At 65.6% G+C, this 17,982-nt stretch carries 5 protein-coding genes, 1 tRNA gene and 3 rRNA genes; 1 reads left to right on the forward strand and 8 read right to left on the reverse strand.

All coding sequences use genetic code 11. The features are described from left to right. Positions 1-38: 38 nt before the first annotated feature. Positions 39-719, reverse strand: a complete 681-nt coding sequence (locus BLW82_RS11845) for a response regulator (protein ID WP_093498755.1) — start codon at positions 717-719, stop codon at positions 39-41. A 274-nt stretch (positions 720-993) separates the two neighbouring features. Further along, on the reverse strand, positions 994-6,450 hold the full coding sequence (locus BLW82_RS11850; protein WP_093498756.1) for a HAMP domain-containing protein: 5,457 nt from the start codon (positions 6,448-6,450) through the stop codon (positions 994-996). Between the two features lie 398 nt (positions 6,451-6,848). On the opposite strand from BLW82_RS11850, the gene BLW82_RS11860 reads away from it, so the two are divergent. Further along, the gene (locus BLW82_RS11860; protein WP_093498757.1) at positions 6,849-9,602 is read left to right on the forward strand and encodes a SpoIIE family protein phosphatase; all 2,754 of its coding nucleotides are present in this window, start codon (positions 6,849-6,851) and stop codon (positions 9,600-9,602) included. Positions 9,603-9,659: 57 nt separating this feature from the next. Here the strand turns inward: BLW82_RS11860 and BLW82_RS11865 are convergent. The 6 genes from BLW82_RS11865 to BLW82_RS11895 form a co-directional block, all read right to left on the reverse strand. Then, a tRNA-Thr gene (locus BLW82_RS11865) sits at positions 9,660-9,735 on the reverse strand. Positions 9,736-9,810: 75 nt separating this feature from the next. Further along, complete coding sequence (locus BLW82_RS11870; protein ID WP_093498758.1) at positions 9,811-10,473, reverse strand: DegT/DnrJ/EryC1/StrS family aminotransferase; 663 nt, start codon at positions 10,471-10,473, stop codon at positions 9,811-9,813. Between the two features lie 113 nt (positions 10,474-10,586). Further along, positions 10,587-10,703, reverse strand: a 5S ribosomal RNA gene (rrf, locus tag BLW82_RS11875). A gap of 69 nt (positions 10,704-10,772) precedes the next feature. Continuing rightward, positions 10,773-13,880, reverse strand: a 23S ribosomal RNA gene (locus BLW82_RS11880). Positions 13,881-14,181: 301 nt separating this feature from the next. Next, positions 14,182-15,706 (reverse strand): 16S ribosomal RNA (locus tag BLW82_RS11885). The 16S, 23S and 5S rRNA genes sit together here, the layout of an rRNA operon. Positions 15,707-16,221: 515 nt before the next feature. After that, on the reverse strand, positions 16,222-17,907 hold the full coding sequence (locus BLW82_RS11895; protein WP_093498759.1) for a ribonuclease J: 1,686 nt from the start codon (positions 17,905-17,907) through the stop codon (positions 16,222-16,224). Positions 17,908-17,982: the final 75 nt, after the last annotated feature.

Below are 17,982 nucleotides of genomic sequence, written 5' to 3' on the forward strand. Positions count from 1 at the left end.
TGACGCACGCTCATGGGCAACTGGGTCCGCGGCCGCGGTCAGTTCTGCGAGGAGAGCGGGGGCGTGGCGCCGCCCGTGCCCGGTTCGAGGGCGTCGAGCGCCCGCCGCAGGCCGGTGAGTTTGCGCTCCAGGTGCGCCGCCGTGGCCACCGCGGCCGCGTCCGCGGACTCGTCGTCCAGCTGCTTGGACAGCGCCTCCGCCTGCTCCTCGACGGCCGCGAGCCGGGCGGACAGCTCGGCGAGCAGCCCCGCGGACTCCTTGCCGGCGACCGCGCCCTTGCCGCCGCCCTCCAACTGGAGCCGCAGCAGCGCCGCCTGCTCGCGCAGCTGGCAGTTCTTCATGTACAGCTCGACGAACACCGAGACCTTGGCGCGCAGCACCCACGGGTCGAACGGCTTGGAGATGTAGTCCACCGCGCCCGCGGCGTAGCCCCGGAAGGTGTGGTGCGGGCCGTGGTTGATGGCGGTGAGGAAGATGATCGGGATGTCCCGGGTCCGCTCCCGCCGCTTGATGTGCGCCGCGGTCTCGAAACCGTCCATGCCCGGCATCTGGACGTCCAGCAGAATCACCGCGAAGTCGTCCGTGAGCAGTGCCTTGAGCGCTTCCTCCCCGGACGATGCCCGCACCAGTGTCTGATCGAGCGCAGAGAGGATGGCCTCCAGCGCCAGCAGATTCTCCGGCCGGTCATCGACCAGGAGGATCTTGGCCTTCTGCACCATGGCCCGCCCTCCTCGCCCCGGATGTGCACCGGGCGCCGCCCCAGGGGACGACTCCCTTTCGCCGCCCGTCCTTGTGCCGGTCATGGTAGCCGCACCCCGCCTGTCGCCACACCCTGTCACCGCGATGTCACTGTGCACGTAGCAGAAACGCAGCCGGAGACCAGAAGGTTCCCCCAATACCGCACTTCTACACGGGTTCCGCCACGGTGCGTCAGCAACTCCCCGTGCACACGGAACGTTCCCACAACGTTCACATCACACCTGACCGTTCCGGTCACTCCCCGCGCATCCACTGCTCCATCACCGCCAGCAGGTGATCGGGGTCGACCGGCTTGGTGACGTAGTCGGACGCGCCCGACTCGATGGCCTTCTCCCGGTCGCCCTTCATCGCCTTCGCGGTGAGCGCGATGATCGGCAGCCCGGCGAACTGCGGCATCCGACGGATCGCGTTGGTCGTCGCATAGCCGTCCATCTCGGGCATCATGATGTCCATCAGAACGACCGCGACGTCGTCGTGCTGTTCCAGGACCTCGATGCCCTCCCGGCCGTTCTCGGCGTACAGCACCGACAGGCCGTGCTGCTCCAGGACGCTGGTGAGCGCGAAGACGTTGCGGATGTCGTCGTCGACGATCAGCACCTTCTCCCCGCCGAACCGCATGCCCCGGCGCGGCTGCGGGGACGTCGCCTCCTGCTCGGCGAGGACCGGCCACGCCTCCGCCATCGGAGCGCCCCGGCGGCGGCGCCTGAAGAGCGCCGCGGCGCCGTTCTGGGTCTCGTGGTACGACTTCACCTCGGCCGGCGTCTCGATCTCCACGCCGGACATCTCCAGCGCGAGATGCTGCGAGGCGACCAGGTCCCCGGCCTCCAACTGGGGCACCGACTGCTGGTAGCCCTGCGGCGGCAGCTCGCTGGGGTGCAGCGGCAGGTACAGCGTGAACGTGGAGCCTCGACCCGGCTCGCTCTGCGCATAGATCTCGCCGCCCAGCAGCTGCGCGATCTCCCGCGAGATCGAGAGACCGAGGCCCGTACCGCCGTACTTGCGGCTGGTCGTGCCGTCGGCCTGCTTGAACGCCTCGAAGATCACCCGCATCTTGCTGGCCGCGATCCCGATGCCGGTGTCGGTCACCGAGAACGCGATCAGCGGCGCGTCCGGATCACCGAGCGAACCGGCCTCCAGGAGCTGCTCCCTGATCCCCACCGGAACGTCACCGCTCGCCGGCCGGATCACCAGCTCCACCGAGCCGGAGTCGGTGAACTTCACCGCGTTCGACAGCAGGTTGCGCAGCACCTGAAGGAGCCGCTGCTCGTCGGTGTGCAGGGTGGCGGGCAGCTCCGGCGAGACCCGCACCGACAGGTCCAGGCCCTTCTCCGCGGTCAGCGGCCGGAAGGTGGCCTCCACGTAGTCCACGAGCTGGACGAGCGCGATACGCGTCGGGGAGACGTCCATCTTGCCCGCCTCGACCTTCGACAGGTCCAGGATGTCGTTGATCAGCTGGAGCAGGTCGGAACCCGCGCCGTGGATGGTCTCGGCGAACTCCACCTGCTTCGGCGACAGGTTGCCCTCGGCGTTGTCCGCGAGCAGCTTGGCGAGGATCAGCAGCGAGTTGAGCGGGGTGCGCAGCTCGTGCGACATGTTGGCGAGGAACTCGCTCTTGTACCGCATGGAGACGGCGAGTTGCTCGGCACGCTCCTCCAGGACCTGCCGGGCCTCCTCGATCTCGGTGTTCTTCACCTCGATGTCCCGGTTCTGCTGGGCCAGCAGCTCGGCCTTCTCCTCCAGTTCGGCGTTGGACGCCTGGAGGGCCTTCTGCCGGTTCTCCAGCTCGGCCGACCGCTCCTGGAGCTGCTCGGTCAGCTCCTGCGACTGCTTCAGCAGCACCTCGGTCTTGGTGTTCACGGAGATGGTGTTGACGCTGGTCGCGATCATTTCGGCGATCTGGTTGAGGAAGTCCTTCTGGATCTGCGTGAACGGCGTGAAGGACGCCAGCTCGATCACGCCGAGCACCTTGCCCTCGAACAGCACCGGAAGCACGATCACCTGCGCCGGCGGGGCCTCGCCGAGCCCGGAGGAGATCTTCAGGTACCCGGTGGGCGCCTTCTCCACCAGGATCGTCCGCTTCTCCTGCGCGGCCGTCCCGATCAGCGCCTCACCCGGCCGGAACGACGTCGGCATGGAACCCATCGAGTAGCCGTACGACCCGAGCATGCGCAGTTCGTACGCGTCCTCGCTCTCGGCGCTCATGTCCTTGCCGTCGACCAGCGGCATCGCCAGGAAGAACGCGCCGTGCTGCGCGGTCACCACGGGCGTCAGCTCGCTCATGATCAGGGAGGCCACGTCCACCAGGTCGCGGCGGCCCTGCATCAGCGCGGAGATCCGGGCCAGGTTGCCCTTGAGCCAGTCCTGCTCCTGGTTGGCCACCGTGGTGTCGCGCAGGTTGGCGATCATCTTGTTGATGTAGTCCTGGAGTTCCTGGATCTCGCCGGACGCGTCCACGTCGATCTTCAGGTTCAGGTCGCCGCGGGTCACCGCGGTCGCCACGCGCGCGATGGCACGCACCTGCCGGGTCAGGTTCCCGGCCATCTCGTTCACGGACTCGGTGAGGTCCCGCCAGGTGCCGTCCACGTCACGCACGCGTGCCTGCCCGCCGAGCGCCCCCTCGGTGCCCACCTCGCGGGCCACCCGGGTGACCTCCTCGGCGAAGCTCGACAGCTGGTCGACCATCGTGTTGATCGTCGTCTTGAGTTCGAGGATCTCACCGCGCGCGTCAATGTCGATCTTCTTGGTCAGGTCGCCCTTCGCGATGGCCGTGGTGACCATCGCGATGTTGCGCACCTGACCGGTCAGGTTGGACGCCATCTGGTTCACCGACTCGGTGAGGTCCTTCCACGTACCCGCTACGCCCGGCACGTGCGCCTGACCGCCCAGGATGCCGTCCGTACCCACCTCACGGGCCACCTTGGTGACCTGGTCGGCGAACGAACTCAGCGTCTTCACCATCTGGTTGATGGTGTCCGCGAGCTGGGCCACCTCACCGCTCGCCTCGATCGTGACCTGCCGGGTCAGGTCGCCGTTGGCGACCGCCGCCGAGACCTGGGAGATGTTCCGCACCTGCATGGTCAGGTTGTTGGCCATCTGGTTCACGTTGTTGCTGAGGTCCTTCCAGATGCCCGTGACACCCGGAACCCGCGCCTGACCGCCCAGGATGCCCTCGGTGCCCACCTCGCGGGCCACCCGGGTCACCTGCTCGGCGAAGCTGGACAGCTGATCGACCATGGTGTTGACCGTCGTGACGAGCTCAAGGATCTCGCCCTTCGCGTCAACAGTGATCTTCTTCGACAGGTCGCCCTTGGCGACCGCGGTCGTGACCTCGGCGATGTTGCGCACCTGGATGGTCAGGTTGTTCGCCATGAAGTTCACGGACTGGGTGAGGTCCTTCCAGGTGCCCGCCACCCCCTGCACCTCGGCCTGGCCACCGAGGATGCCCTCGGTGCCCACCTCGCGCGCCACGCGGGTGACCTCCTGGGCGAACGACGACAGCTGGTCGACCATCGTGTTCAGGGTGTTCTTCAGCTCCTGGATCTCACCGCGCGCGTCCACGGTGATCTTCTGGGAGAGGTCACCGCGGGCCACCGCGGTGGCGACCTGGGCGATGTTGCGCACCTGAGCCGTCAGGTTCCCGGCCATGCCGTTCACCGAGTCCGTCAGGTCCCGCCACACACCGGCCACACCGGGCACCTGCGCCTGACCGCCCAGCCGTCCCTCCGTACCCACCTCGCGGGCCACCTTGGTGACCTGGTCGGCGAAGGCGGACAGCTGGTCGACCATCGTGTTGATCGTGTTCTTCAGTTCGAGGATCTCGCCGCGCGCGTCGACGTCGATCTTCTGGGACAGGTCGCCCCGCGCCACCGCCGTCGTCACCTGGGCGATCTGCCGCACCTGGGAGGTCAGGTTGCCGGCCATGAAGTTGACGGAGTCCGTCAGCTCCTTCCAGGTGCCCGAGACGCCGTCCACGCGCGCCTGGCCGCCGAGGCGGCCCTCGGTGCCCACGTCCCTGGCCATCCGCGTCACCTGGTCGGCGAAACTGGAGAGCTGGTCCACCATCGTGTTCACGGTGTTCTTCAGCTTCAGCATCTCGCCGGACACGTCGACCGTGACCTTCTGCGACAGATCACCGTTGGCCACCGCCGTCGTCACCTGGGCGATGTTGCGGACCTGGCCGGTGAGGTTGCGGAACGCGGTGTTGACGGAGTCGGTCAAGTCCTTCCAGGTACCGGCCGCTCCGGCCACCTGCGCCTGGCCGCCCAGCTCACCCTCGACCCCGATCTCCCGCGCCACCCGGGTGACCTCGGCACCGAACGACGACAGTTGATCAACCATGCCGTTGACGGTGTTCTTCAGCTCCAGCATCTCGCCGGCCACGTCGACCGTGACCTTCTGCGACAGATCACCGTTGGCCACGGCCGTCGTCACGGCGGCGATGTCGCGCACCTGGGTGGTCAGGTTCCGGAACACCGTGTTGACGGAATCCGTCAGGTCCTTCCAGGTGCCCGCCGCGCCCGGCACGTTCGCCTGCCCGCCGAGCCGCCCCTCGCCGCCGACCTCGTTGGCCACGCGCGTGACCTCGTCCGCGAAGATCCGCAGCGTCTCGGTCATCTGGTTGATCGTCTCGGCGAGCTGCGCGACCTCACCGCGCGCCGGAACGGTTACCTTGCGTGACAGGTCACCGTTGGCGACCGCGGTGGTCACCTCCGAGATCCCGCGCACCTGGGCCGTCAGGTTGCCGGCCATGGTGTTGACGGAGTCGGTGAGCTCCTTCCACGTCCCCGCCACCCCCGGCACGTTCGCCTGACCGCCCAGGATGCCGTCCGTGCCCACCTCGCGGGCGACCCGCGTCACCTCGGAGGAGAACGCAGAGAGCTGGTCCACCATCGTGTTGACGGTTTCCTTCAGCTCCAGCATCTCGCCGGCGACCTGGACCGTCACCTTGCGTGACAGGTCACCCTTGGCGACCGCCGTCGTCACCAGCGCGATGTCCCGCACCTGGGCCGTCAGCCGGTACGCCATCGTGTTCACCGAGTCCGTGAGGTCCCGCCACGAACCCGACATGCCACGCACGCGTGCCTGACCGCCCAGCTTGCCCTCGGTGCCCACCTCGCTGGCCACCCGGGTGACCTCGTCGGTGAACGTCGACAACTGGTCGACCAGGTTGTTGACGGTCCGGCCGACCTTCAGGAACTCACCGCGCAGCGGATGCCCGGCCCCGTCCGCCGACGGCGACCGCAACTCCATGCGCGGCGACAGGTCACCCTCGGCCACCGCCGTCAGGACCCGGCCCACCTCGGAGACCGGCCGTACCAGGTCGTCGACGAGTGCGTTGGAGTTGTCGATGGCGGCCGCCCAGGAGCCTTCGCAGGCGCCCGTCTCCAGCCGCTCCGTGAGTTTTCCCTCACGTCCCACGACACGCCGTACCCGGGACAGCTCACCCGTGAGGTGGAGATTGCGGTCGGCCACCTCGTTGAAGACCGCCGCGATCTCCGACATCACGCCGTCCCCGGACACCGTGAGCCGCTTGCGGAAGTTGCCGTCCCGCATCGCCACGAGCGCCACCAGCAACCGGTTGAGGGAAGCCGTGTCCACCGCGGTGGTCCCGTCACCGCCCCGCTGCCTGCTCAGAGACGGTCCGCCCTTCGCGCGCGCCCTAGTGCTCCGCGCCGCTGCGCCAGACTCCACTGTGTCCCTCCCGCAGGGGTCGACCGTTACTGCTGTGCTCGGACACCGCCGTACTCGGCGTACCGCTTACTCCGGCGTACCGGTTACTGCTGCGTATTCCTGCCAGACGAGATCCGGCCACACCAGGGGCTGCTGCCCACCCTGCACGCAACGCATTCGGGCTGACCGGACCTCCATCACAAGCCTGCCCAGTGTTTCACCCTCGCCGAACCAGGCCATAACAGTTCGGCAGCTTCGCACATCGTCCGCACACCCTGGGGGCGTAAACACTGGCGACCGGCATCCGCTCGGACGGCGAAGGTAAGTAACCTTGCATGCGGCTGTCCAGCCGCACCGGTCCGTCCGGCCTGGGCGGTGGCACGAGAACGAGCGGGCATTCGGAGGGGCGGCCGCAGACCATGACCACCGGAGTGATCCCCGGGGGACACAACCCGGAGCCACGGCCCACGGGCGAGCGCATGCCGCAGCAGCGGCACCAGCCCGGCCAGGCAAGCCCGCATGTCGAGACCCGGTCGAGGAGTTCTGTGATCACCGCGCGCGCGGCTGCCACCTTCGAGCCCCTCGGGCGGTCGGTCGCGACCGCCAGGGCCTTCGTCCGCGACACGCTCCAGGGCTGGGGCTTCGCGGACGTCGTCGACGACGCCGTGGTGCTCACCAGCGAACTGGTGACCAACGCGGTCGTGCACGCCGGCACCCACGCCGACGTCCTGTGCCTGCGCGCGGACGACGGGGTGCGCATCGAGGTCGCCGACCGCTACCCGGAACGCGAGGTCCCGCTCCAGGGCTCCGCCGTCAACATGGGCAGCCCTGACCGCGAAGGCGGCCGCGGACTCCAGCTCTGCGCGGCCCTCGCCGCCCGCTGGGGCGTCGAGTACACGTCCACGCACAAAAATGTCTGGTTCCAGCTGGATCTCCCGGAGCGTCCGGTCGGCACCCGCGCGGCCGGCCCGTCCCTCCCCGCCGACCTGCTGCCCCTCGCCGACGGCAGGGTCAGGGTCGCGGTCGTCCAGATCGACCGCAAGGGCTCCATCTCCTCCTGGAACGAGGACGCCGAGGAGATCTTCGGCCACACCGCGGCCCAGGTCACCGGCAAGCCGCTCACCGACCTCGCCGCCTGGCCGCACACCCCCGGCACCGGCACCGGCATCGCCGAGGCCCTCCAGCTCTCCCGCTGGGAGGGCAGCTACGGCGTCCGCGGCGCCGACGGCCGGGTGACCGCCGTCTACGCCTCGCACCTGCGCGTCCGCGACACCGGCGGCGAGCCCTCCACGGTCTGCCTGCTCGTACGCGACCACGAACGGGCGGTTCTCCAGACCCCGTTGCGCCTCCCCGCCTCGGAAGCCGGCGGCGCCTCCGACGGCCAGAGCAGTGACCCGTTCGAGGTATTCATCGGCTCCCCCGCCCCGGACGACCTCGACGGTCTCCTCCAGCGCACGGTCGAACGCGCCCGCGACATGCTCGACGGCGACTCCGCGTTCCTGCTCCTCGCCACCGACGACGAGACCGAGTTGGAGGTCCGCGCCTCCACCGGCCTCCCGTCGGCCCGTCAGCGCTTCGCGCGCGTGCCCGTGGAAGCCGGCCCCGGCCGCTACGGCTCGGCCCGCATGCCGGCCGTACACGACGACCTGGCGGCCGTTCCGGGCGCGGTCCCCCTCCTCGCCGGCACCGGCATGCGCTCGGTCGTCACCGTCCCGCTGAAGGTCGAGGGCCGCCTCACGGGCTCCCTGGGCGTCGCGGCCGAGGCGCCGGGCAGATACTCCAACGAGGAGGCGCTGCGCCTCCAGTTCGCCGCCGACCGCATCGCCCTGGCCGTCGAGTCGGCACGCCTCGGCGAGCTGGAACGGCTGCGCCGCGGCTCGCTCAGCTTCCTCGTCGAGGCCTCCGACCTGCTCGCCGGCACCCTGGACCGCGACCAGACGCTCGCCCTGATGGCCCAGATGACGGTCCCCACCCTCGCCACCTGGTGCGCCGTCTACACCATCGCCGACCAGGCCTCCGACCCGTACCTGTCGTACGTCCTGCACGAGGACGAGGAACTCATCGACGGCATCAAGTCGTTGCTCGCCAAGGTGCCCCCGCCGGACCCGGTACCCACGCCGGGCGCCCGCGTCTGGACCGCCCCCGGCGAGCACGCCCACCAGGCCGCCCTGCGCAGCTCCATGCGCAGCCTCGGTCTGACCGGCGGCCCCACCCGCCAGGTCTCCTCCGGCATCGGCCCGACACTCGCCACCGCCTCCGCCGTGGGCGGCGAGACAGTCGTCCTGCCCCTGGTCGCCCGCAACCGCGTCATCGGCATGCTCACCCTCGGCAAGCCCACCGACGAACACTTCCGCCAGGAGATCCTGGAACTGGCCGAGGATTTGTCCCGCCGGGCCGCCCTCGCCCTGGACAACGCCCGCCTGTACTCGGAGCGCACGGCCATCAGCCAGGCGCTCCAGCGCAGCCTCCTGCCCCCGGGCACCCCGCACATCGAGGGCATGGAGGTCGAGGTCATCTACCGCGCGGCCGGCGAGGGCAACGAGGTCGGCGGCGACTTCTACGACGTCTTCCCCATCGCCGACAACGCGTACGGCTTCGCCATCGGCGACGTCTGCGGTACGGGCCCCAACGCGGCCGCGGTCACGGGCCTCGCCCGGCACGCGCTCCGCCTCCTGGCCCGCGAAGGCCTCAGCGGCCCCGCGGTCCTGGAGCGGCTCAACTCGGCCATCCTGGACGAGGGAGACCGCAGCCGCTTCCTGACCCTCCTGTACGGCGAGATGCGCCCCCAGGAGGACGGCAGCGCGGAGATGAAGGTCGTCTGCGCCGGCCACCCGCTCCCGCTGCGCCTGCGCCAGGACGGCACGGTGGAGGCGGCCGCCGAACCGCAGCCTCTCCTCGGCGTCATCGAGGACCTGGACCTGTACGAGCAGACGGTCACCCTCGACCCGGGCGACGTCCTCCTCTGCGTCACCGACGGCGTGACGGAACGCCGGGAGGGCACCCGCATGCTCGGTGACGACGGCCTGGCCGACGTCCTGACCACCTGCACGGGCCTGACGGCGGGCGCGGTCGCCGCGCGCATCATGCGCGCGGTGGAGCGCTTCGCGTCGGACGCCCCCTCCGACGACATGGCCATCCTGGCGATGCGGGTGCCCGGTCTCCAGAAGGACTGAAGACGGGGGAAAGAAGGCAGGAAAAAGGCCCCGCCCTTATGGGCGAGGCCTTTTGACTGGAGCCCCCAAACGGAATCGAACCGTTGACCTTCTCCTTACCATGGAGACGCTCTGCCGACTGAGCTATAGGGGCCTGTCGCCTTTTCGAGGTTTCCCCCGCGGCAACGGAATAGATCATACCCCGAACAGGCCGAGTCCCCAAACTCGTTCAGAAGGCGGGCTGGAGCAGTCCGCCGAGGGCATTGCAGGCGGACACGATCCGCCGCATCTCCCGCTTCGTCAACGCGGCGTCCACCGGCAGCGCGAGCGTCTCGTCCGCGGCCGTCTCCGTTTCCGGCAGCGATACCCAGCACCGGAATTCCGGCAGCCGGTGCACCGGCGTCTTCACCGGCACCCGGCAGTCAACCCCCTTGCCCCGAAGGGCCCGAGCGAAGACGTCCCGGTCGGGCCGGCCGTTCCCCGGCACCCGCACGACGTACTGCTGGTAGGTGTGCCCGTCGCCACCGTCCGGCGTCCGCACTCCGCGCAGCTTCGCATCGAGATAGGAGGCCCGCTGCCGCCGCTGCGCGATCTCGTCGTACGGGGCCTCGGACTCCCCCTGCTCGAGCACCAGCAGCCCGTGCCGCTGCCCCACCTCGCGCAACCGCCGGATGTCGGCCCACCGTCCGAACCGGTGCACCACAACGACCGCTGCGGAACGGGCAGTTACGGCCGCCTCGACCGCCGTCACGTCGAGGCAGTAGGTCAGCGGATCTATGTCGGCGAACACCGGAAGCGCACCGGCGAGTGTCACGGCCTCGGCGACCTCGACGTTCCCGAAGGCCGGCACGATGACCTCGTCGCCGACTCCGACGCCGGCGGCCCTGAGCATGGCAGCAGTACCCATGCCGCGATGCTCGGCGCGGAACGTGAACGGCACGTTACGCAAACCAAAAAAGGGTTGGACCCGGAACCGAAGTTCCAGGTCCAACCCTTTGAATAATTGTTCGGCGGTGTCCTACTCTCCCACAGGGTCCCCCCTGCAGTACCATCGGCGCTGTAAGGCTTAGCTTCCGGGTTCGGAATGTAACCGGGCGTTTCCCTCACGCTATGACCACCGAAACACTATGAAGTCAGACCGGAAAAAACACGGTCGTTGCCTCAGAACTAACACAGTGGACGCGAGCAACTGAGGACAAGCCCTCGGCCTATTAGTACCGGTCACCTCCACCAGTTACCTGGCTTCCAGATCCGGCCTATCAACCCAGTCGTCTACTGGGAGCCTTACCCCATCAAGTGGGTGGGAGTCCTCATCTCGAAGCAGGCTTCCCGCTTAGATGCTTTCAGCGGTTATCCCTCCCGAACGTAGCCAACCAGCCATGCCCTTGGCAGAACAACTGGCACACCAGAGGTTCGTCCGTCCCGGTCCTCTCGTACTAGGGACAGCCCTTCTCAAGACTCCTACGCGCACAGCGGATAGGGACCGAACTGTCTCACGACGTTCTAAACCCAGCTCGCGTACCGCTTTAATGGGCGAACAGCCCAACCCTTGGGACCGACTCCAGCCCCAGGATGCGACGAGCCGACATCGAGGTGCCAAACCATCCCGTCGATATGGACTCTTGGGGAAGATCAGCCTGTTATCCCCGGGGTACCTTTTATCCGTTGAGCGACGGCGCTTCCACAAGCCACCGCCGGATCACTAGTCCCGACTTTCGTCCCTGCTCGACCCGTCGGTCTCACAGTCAAGCTCCCTTGTGCACTTACACTCAACACCTGATTGCCAACCAGGCTGAGGGAACCTTTGGGCGCCTCCGTTACTCTTTAGGAGGCAACCGCCCCAGTTAAACTACCCATCAGACACTGTCCCTGATCCGGATCACGGACCCAGGTTAGACATCCAGCACGACCAGACTGGTATTTCAACGACGACTCCACAACCACTGGCGTGGCCGCTTCAAAGTCTCCCAGCTATCCTACACAAGCCGAACCGAACACCAATATCAAACTGTAGTAAAGGTCCCGGGGTCTTTCCGTCCTGCTGCGCGAAACGAGCATCTTTACTCGTAGTGCAATTTCACCGGGCCTATGGTTGAGACAGTCGAGAAGTCGTTACGCCATTCGTGCAGGTCGGAACTTACCCGACAAGGAATTTCGCTACCTTAGGATGGTTATAGTTACCACCGCCGTTTACTGGCGCTTAAGTTCTCAGCTTCGCCCACCCGAAAGTGAGCTAACCGGTCCCCTTAACGTTCCAGCACCGGGCAGGCGTCAGTCCGTATACATCGCCTTACGGCTTCGCACGGACCTGTGTTTTTAGTAAACAGTCGCTTCTCGCTGGTCTCTGCGGCCACCCCCAGCTCGAGGAGCAAGTCCTCTCACCAAGCGTGGCCCCCCTTCTCCCGAAGTTACGGGGGCATTTTGCCGAGTTCCTTAACCATAGTTCACCCGAACGCCTCGGTATTCTCTACCTGACCACCTGAGTCGGTTTAGGGTACGGGCCGCCATGAAACTCGCTAGAGGCTTTTCTCGACAGCATAGGATCATCCACTTCACCACAATCGGCTCGGCATCAGGTCTCAGCCTTAAAGTGCGACGGATTTACCTACCGCACGGCCTACACCCTTACCCCGGGACAACCACCGCCCGGGCTGGACTACCTTCCTGCGTCACCCCATCACTCACCTACTACAAGTCTGGTCCGTCGGCTCCACCACTCCCCTCAACTCCGAAGAGATCAGGGCGGCTTCACGGACTTAGCATCGCTCGGTTCGATGTTTGACGCTTCACAGCGGGTACCGGAATATCAACCGGTTATCCATCGACTACGCCTGTCGGCCTCGCCTTAGGTCCCGACTTACCCTGGGCAGATCAGCTTGACCCAGGAACCCTTAGTCAATCGGCGCACACGTTTCCCACGTGTGAATCGCTACTCATGCCTGCATTCTCACTCGTCAACCGTCCACAACTACCTTCCGGTGCTGCTTCACCCGGCAGACGACGCTCCCCTACCCATCCCAGAAGGCGTTGGCCCTATATTCTGGAATGACACGACTTCGGCGGTACGCTTGAGCCCCGCTACATTGTCGGCGCGGAATCACTAGACCAGTGAGCTATTACGCACTCTTTCAAGGGTGGCTGCTTCTAAGCCAACCTCCTGGTTGTCTCTGCGACTCCACATCCTTTCCCACTTAGCGTACGCTTAGGGGCCTTAGTCGATGCTCTGGGCTGTTTCCCTCTCGACCATGGAGCTTATCCCCCACAGTCTCACTGCCGCGCTCTCACTTACCGGCATTCGGAGTTTGGCTAAGGTCAGTAACCCGGTAGGGCCCATCGCCTATCCAGTGCTCTACCTCCGGCAAGAAACACACGACGCTGCACCTAAATGCATTTCGGGGAGAACCAGCTATCACGGAGTTTGATTGGCCTTTCACCCCTAACCACAGGTCATCCCCCAGGTTTTCAACCCTGGTGGGTTCGGTCCTCCACGAAGTCTTACCTCCGCTTCAACCTGCCCATGGCTAGATCACTCCGCTTCGGGTCTTGAGCGTGCTACTCCAACGCCCTATTCGGACTCGCTTTCGCTACGGCTACCCCACACGGGTTAACCTCGCAACACACCGCAAACTCGCAGGCTCATTCTTCAAAAGGCACGCAGTCACACCACAAGGATGCTCCCACGGCTTGTAGGCACACGGTTTCAGGTACTATTTCACTCCCCTCCCGGGGTACTTTTCACCATTCCCTCACGGTACTATCCGCTATCGGTCACCAGGGAATATTTAGGCTTAGCGGGTGGTCCCGCCAGATTCACACGGGATTTCTCGGGCCCCGTGCTACTTGGGTGTCTCTCAAACGAGCCGTCAATGTTTCAGCTACGGGGGTCTTACCCTCTACGCCGGACCTTTCGCATGTCCTTCGCCTACATCAACGGTTTCTGACTCGCCTCACAGCCGGCAGACTGCAAAAGAGAGATCCCACAACCCCGTATACGCAACCCCTGCCGGGTCTCACACGCATACGGTTTGGCCTCATCCGGTTTCGCTCGCCACTACTCCCGGAATCACGGTTGTTTTCTCTTCCTGAGGGTACTGAGATGTTTCACTTCCCCTCGTTCCCTCCACACTGCCTATGAGTTCAGCAGCGGGTGACAGCCCATGACGACTGCCGGGTTTCCCCATTCGGAAACCCCCGGATCAAAGCCTGGTTGACGACTCCCCGGGGACTATCGCGGCCTCCCACGTCCTTCATCGGTTCCTGGTGCCAAGGCATCCACCGTGCGCCCTTAAAAACTTGGCCACAGATGCTCGCGTCCACTGTGCAGTTCTCAAACAACGACCAGCCACCCATCACCCCACCCTTACCAGGTGAGTGCACTGGGGCCGGCGACTGAAGGAACATCATTCCCTCAGACACCCAACAGCGTGCCCGACACCCTCGCCTCTTCCCTCATCCGTTCCACGCCCTTACGAGCAGTACTAGGAGGACAAGCAATCCGAGTGTGCCGAGTAGTCAACGTTCCACCCATGAGCAACCAGCACCGGACATTCGCCGATGTACTGGCCTCTGGACCGCTGTGCGGTCAAGAAGTGCTCCTTAGAAAGGAGGTGATCCAGCCGCACCTTCCGGTACGGCTACCTTGTTACGACTTCGTCCCAATCGCCAGTCCCACCTTCGACAGCTCCCTCCCACAAGGGGTTGGGCCACCGGCTTCGGGTGTTACCGACTTTCGTGACGTGACGGGCGGTGTGTACAAGGCCCGGGAACGTATTCACCGCAGCAATGCTGATCTGCGATTACTAGCGACTCCGACTTCATGGGGTCGAGTTGCAGACCCCAATCCGAACTGAGACCGGCTTTTTGAGATTCGCTCCACCTCACGGTATCGCAGCTCATTGTACCGGCCATTGTAGCACGTGTGCAGCCCAAGACATAAGGGGCATGATGACTTGACGTCGTCCCCACCTTCCTCCGAGTTGACCCCGGCGGTCTCCCGTGAGTCCCCAGCACCACAAGGGCCTGCTGGCAACACGGGACAAGGGTTGCGCTCGTTGCGGGACTTAACCCAACATCTCACGACACGAGCTGACGACAGCCATGCACCACCTGTACACCGACCACAAGGGGGCGCCTGTCTCCAGACGTTTCCGGTGTATGTCAAGCCTTGGTAAGGTTCTTCGCGTTGCGTCGAATTAAGCCACATGCTCCGCCGCTTGTGCGGGCCCCCGTCAATTCCTTTGAGTTTTAGCCTTGCGGCCGTACTCCCCAGGCGGGGAACTTAATGCGTTAGCTGCGGCACCGACGACGTGGAATGTCGCCAACACCTAGTTCCCACCGTTTACGGCGTGGACTACCAGGGTATCTAATCCTGTTCGCTCCCCACGCTTTCGCTCCTCAGCGTCAGTAATGGCCCAGAGATCCGCCTTCGCCACCGGTGTTCCTCCTGATATCTGCGCATTTCACCGCTACACCAGGAATTCCGATCTCCCCTACCACACTCTAGCTAGCCCGTATCGACTGCAGACCCGAGGTTAAGCCTCGGGCTTTCACAATCGACGTGACAAGCCGCCTACGAGCTCTTTACGCCCAATAATTCCGGACAACGCTTGCGCCCTACGTATTACCGCGGCTGCTGGCACGTAGTTAGCCGGCGCTTCTTCTGCAGGTACCGTCACTCTCGCTTCTTCCCTGCTGAAAGAGGTTTACAACCCGAAGGCCGTCATCCCTCACGCGGCGTCGCTGCATCAGGCTTTCGCCCATTGTGCAATATTCCCCACTGCTGCCTCCCGTAGGAGTCTGGGCCGTGTCTCAGTCCCAGTGTGGCCGGTCGCCCTCTCAGGCCGGCTACCCGTCGTCGCCTTGGTGAGCCATTACCTCACCAACAAGCTGATAGGCCGCGGGCTCATCCTTCACCGCCGGAGCTTTACAACCCAGGAGATGCCTCCCAGGCTCATATCCGGTATTAGACCCCGTTTCCAGGGCTTGTCCCAGAGTGAAGGGCAGATTGCCCACGTGTTACTCACCCGTTCGCCACTAATCCCCACCGAAGTGGTTCATCGTTCGACTTGCATGTGTTAAGCACGCCGCCAGCGTTCGTCCTGAGCCAGGATCAAACTCTCCGTGAATGTTTACCCGTAATCGGGTCGACACCACGAGAGCGGAACAGTCGGAGGAATGATCCGACCGTTCACAGCGTCCTCGCTGTGTATTCTTCAAAGGAACCACGTCCCAGCCATGACGGCCGGAGACGGGGTATCAACATATCTGGCGTTGACTTTTGGCACGCTGTTGAGTTCTCAAGGAACGGTCGCTTCCTTTGTACTCACCCTCTCGGGCTTTCCTCCGGGCTTCCCTTCGGTCTTGCGTTTCCGACTCTATCAGATCTTTTCTCGACCCGATTTCCTCGGTGCTTTCCAGGTTTCCGCTCTCGCGTTTCCCTTTCCGGCGGCTCCGACTTTATCAGAAGTTCTGAGTCGGAATTTCCACCCGGTCCGGGGGACCTGGATCCGGTGCCTGAAGCACTGGGGTTCCCGGCTGGGCGGAGCCGTAAACGTACTGGAGCGGGCCGCCTCGATGCAAATCGAGGCGGCCCGCGCCGGGTTCATGCGTACGGCAGGCCGTACGGACGCTGTACGCGCCGTCAGACCTCCACGACCACCGGGAGGATCATCGGCCTGCGCCGGTAGGTGTCCGAGACCCACTTGCCGAGGGTCCGGCGGATGAGTTGCTGCAGCTGGTGGGGTTCCACGACGCCGTCCTGGGCCGAGCGTTCCAGGACTTCCGAGATCTTCGGGATGACGGCGGAGAACGCCGAGTCGTCGATGCCGGAGCCGCGGGCCTGGACATGGGGTCCGCCCGTGATCTTGCCGGTGGTCGAGTCGACGACCACGAAGACCGAGATGATGCCCTCGTCTCCGAGGATCTTGCGGTCCTTGAGGGCCGGCTCCCCGACGTCGCCGACCGAGAGACCGTCGACGTACACGTATCCCGCCTGGACCTTGCCGGAGATCTTGGCCTTGCCCGCGACGAGGTCGACGACGACGCCGTCCTCGGCGATGACGATGCGGTCGTGCGGGACGCCGGTGAGGGCGCCGAGCTCGGCGTTGGCGCGCAGGTGCCGCCATTCGCCGTGCACCGGCATCAGGTTCTTCGGCCGGCAGATGTTGTAGAAGTACAGCAGCTCGCCGGCCGAGGCATGGCCGGAGACGTGCACCTTGGCATTGCCCTTGTGGATGACGTTGGCGCCCCACCGGGTCAGGCCGTTGATGACGCGGTAGACCGCGTTCTCGTTTCCGGGGATGAGCGACGAGGCCAGGATGACCGTGTCGCCGTCGACGATGCGGATCTGGTGGTCGCGGTTGGCCATCCGGGACAGGGCGGCCATCGGTTCGCCCTGGGACCCCGTGCAGACCAGGACCACCTCGTGGTCCGGGAGGTCGTCGAGCGTCTTGACGTCGACGACCAGGCCCGGCGGGACCTTCAGGTAGCCGAGGTCCCTGGCGATGCCCATGTTGCGGACCATGGAGCGGCCGACGAAGGCGACCCGGCGGCCGTACTCGTGGGCGGCGTCCAGAATCTGCTGGATGCGGTGGACATGACTGGCGAAGCTCGCCACGATGATCCGCTTGCGGGCGCTGCCGAAGACCTGGCGCAGCACGTTCGAGATGTCGCGCTCGGGCGGGACGAAACCGGGGACCTCGGCGTTCGTGGAGTCGGCCAGGAGGAGGTCGATGCCCTCCTCGCTCAGTCGCGCGAACGCGTGCAGGTCCGTGAGGCGGTTGTCCAGCGGGAGCTGGTCCATCTTGAAGTCGCCGGTGTGGACGGCCATGCCGGCCGGGGTGCGGATGGCGACCGCGAGGGCGTCCGGGATGGAGTGGTTGACGGCGACGAACTCGCAGTCGAAGGGGCCGACGCGCTCGCGCTGGCCCTCCGCCACTTCCAGGGTGTACGGGCGGATGCGGTGCTCCTGGAGCTTCGCCTCGATGAGGGCGAGGGTCAGCTTGGAGCCGATCAGCGGGATGTCCGGCTTCTCGCGGAGGAGGAAGGGAACGCCGCCGATGTGGTCCTCGTGGCCGTGGGTGAGGACGATGCCCTCGACGTCGTCGAGGCGGTCCCGGATGGACGAGAAGTCCGGCAGGATCAGGTCGATTCCGGGCTGCTCCTCCTCGGGGAAGAGCACTCCGCAGTCGACGATCAGCAGGCGGCCGCCGTACTCGAAGACGGTCATGTTTCGGCCGATCTCGCCGAGACCGCCGAGCGGCGTGACGCGGAGGGCGCCTTCGGGGAGCTGGGGCGGCGGGCCGAGTTCAGGATGCGGATGACTCAAAAGACTCTCCTCACCACGCACGCCACGTACCGGTCGGGCACGTGGCGTGCGTGACGTTCGTGCATAAGCAGTTGT

The sequence above is a fragment of the Streptomyces sp. Ag109_O5-10 genome, assembly GCF_900105755.1.
Taxonomy (GTDB): domain Bacteria; phylum Actinomycetota; class Actinomycetes; order Streptomycetales; family Streptomycetaceae; genus Streptomyces.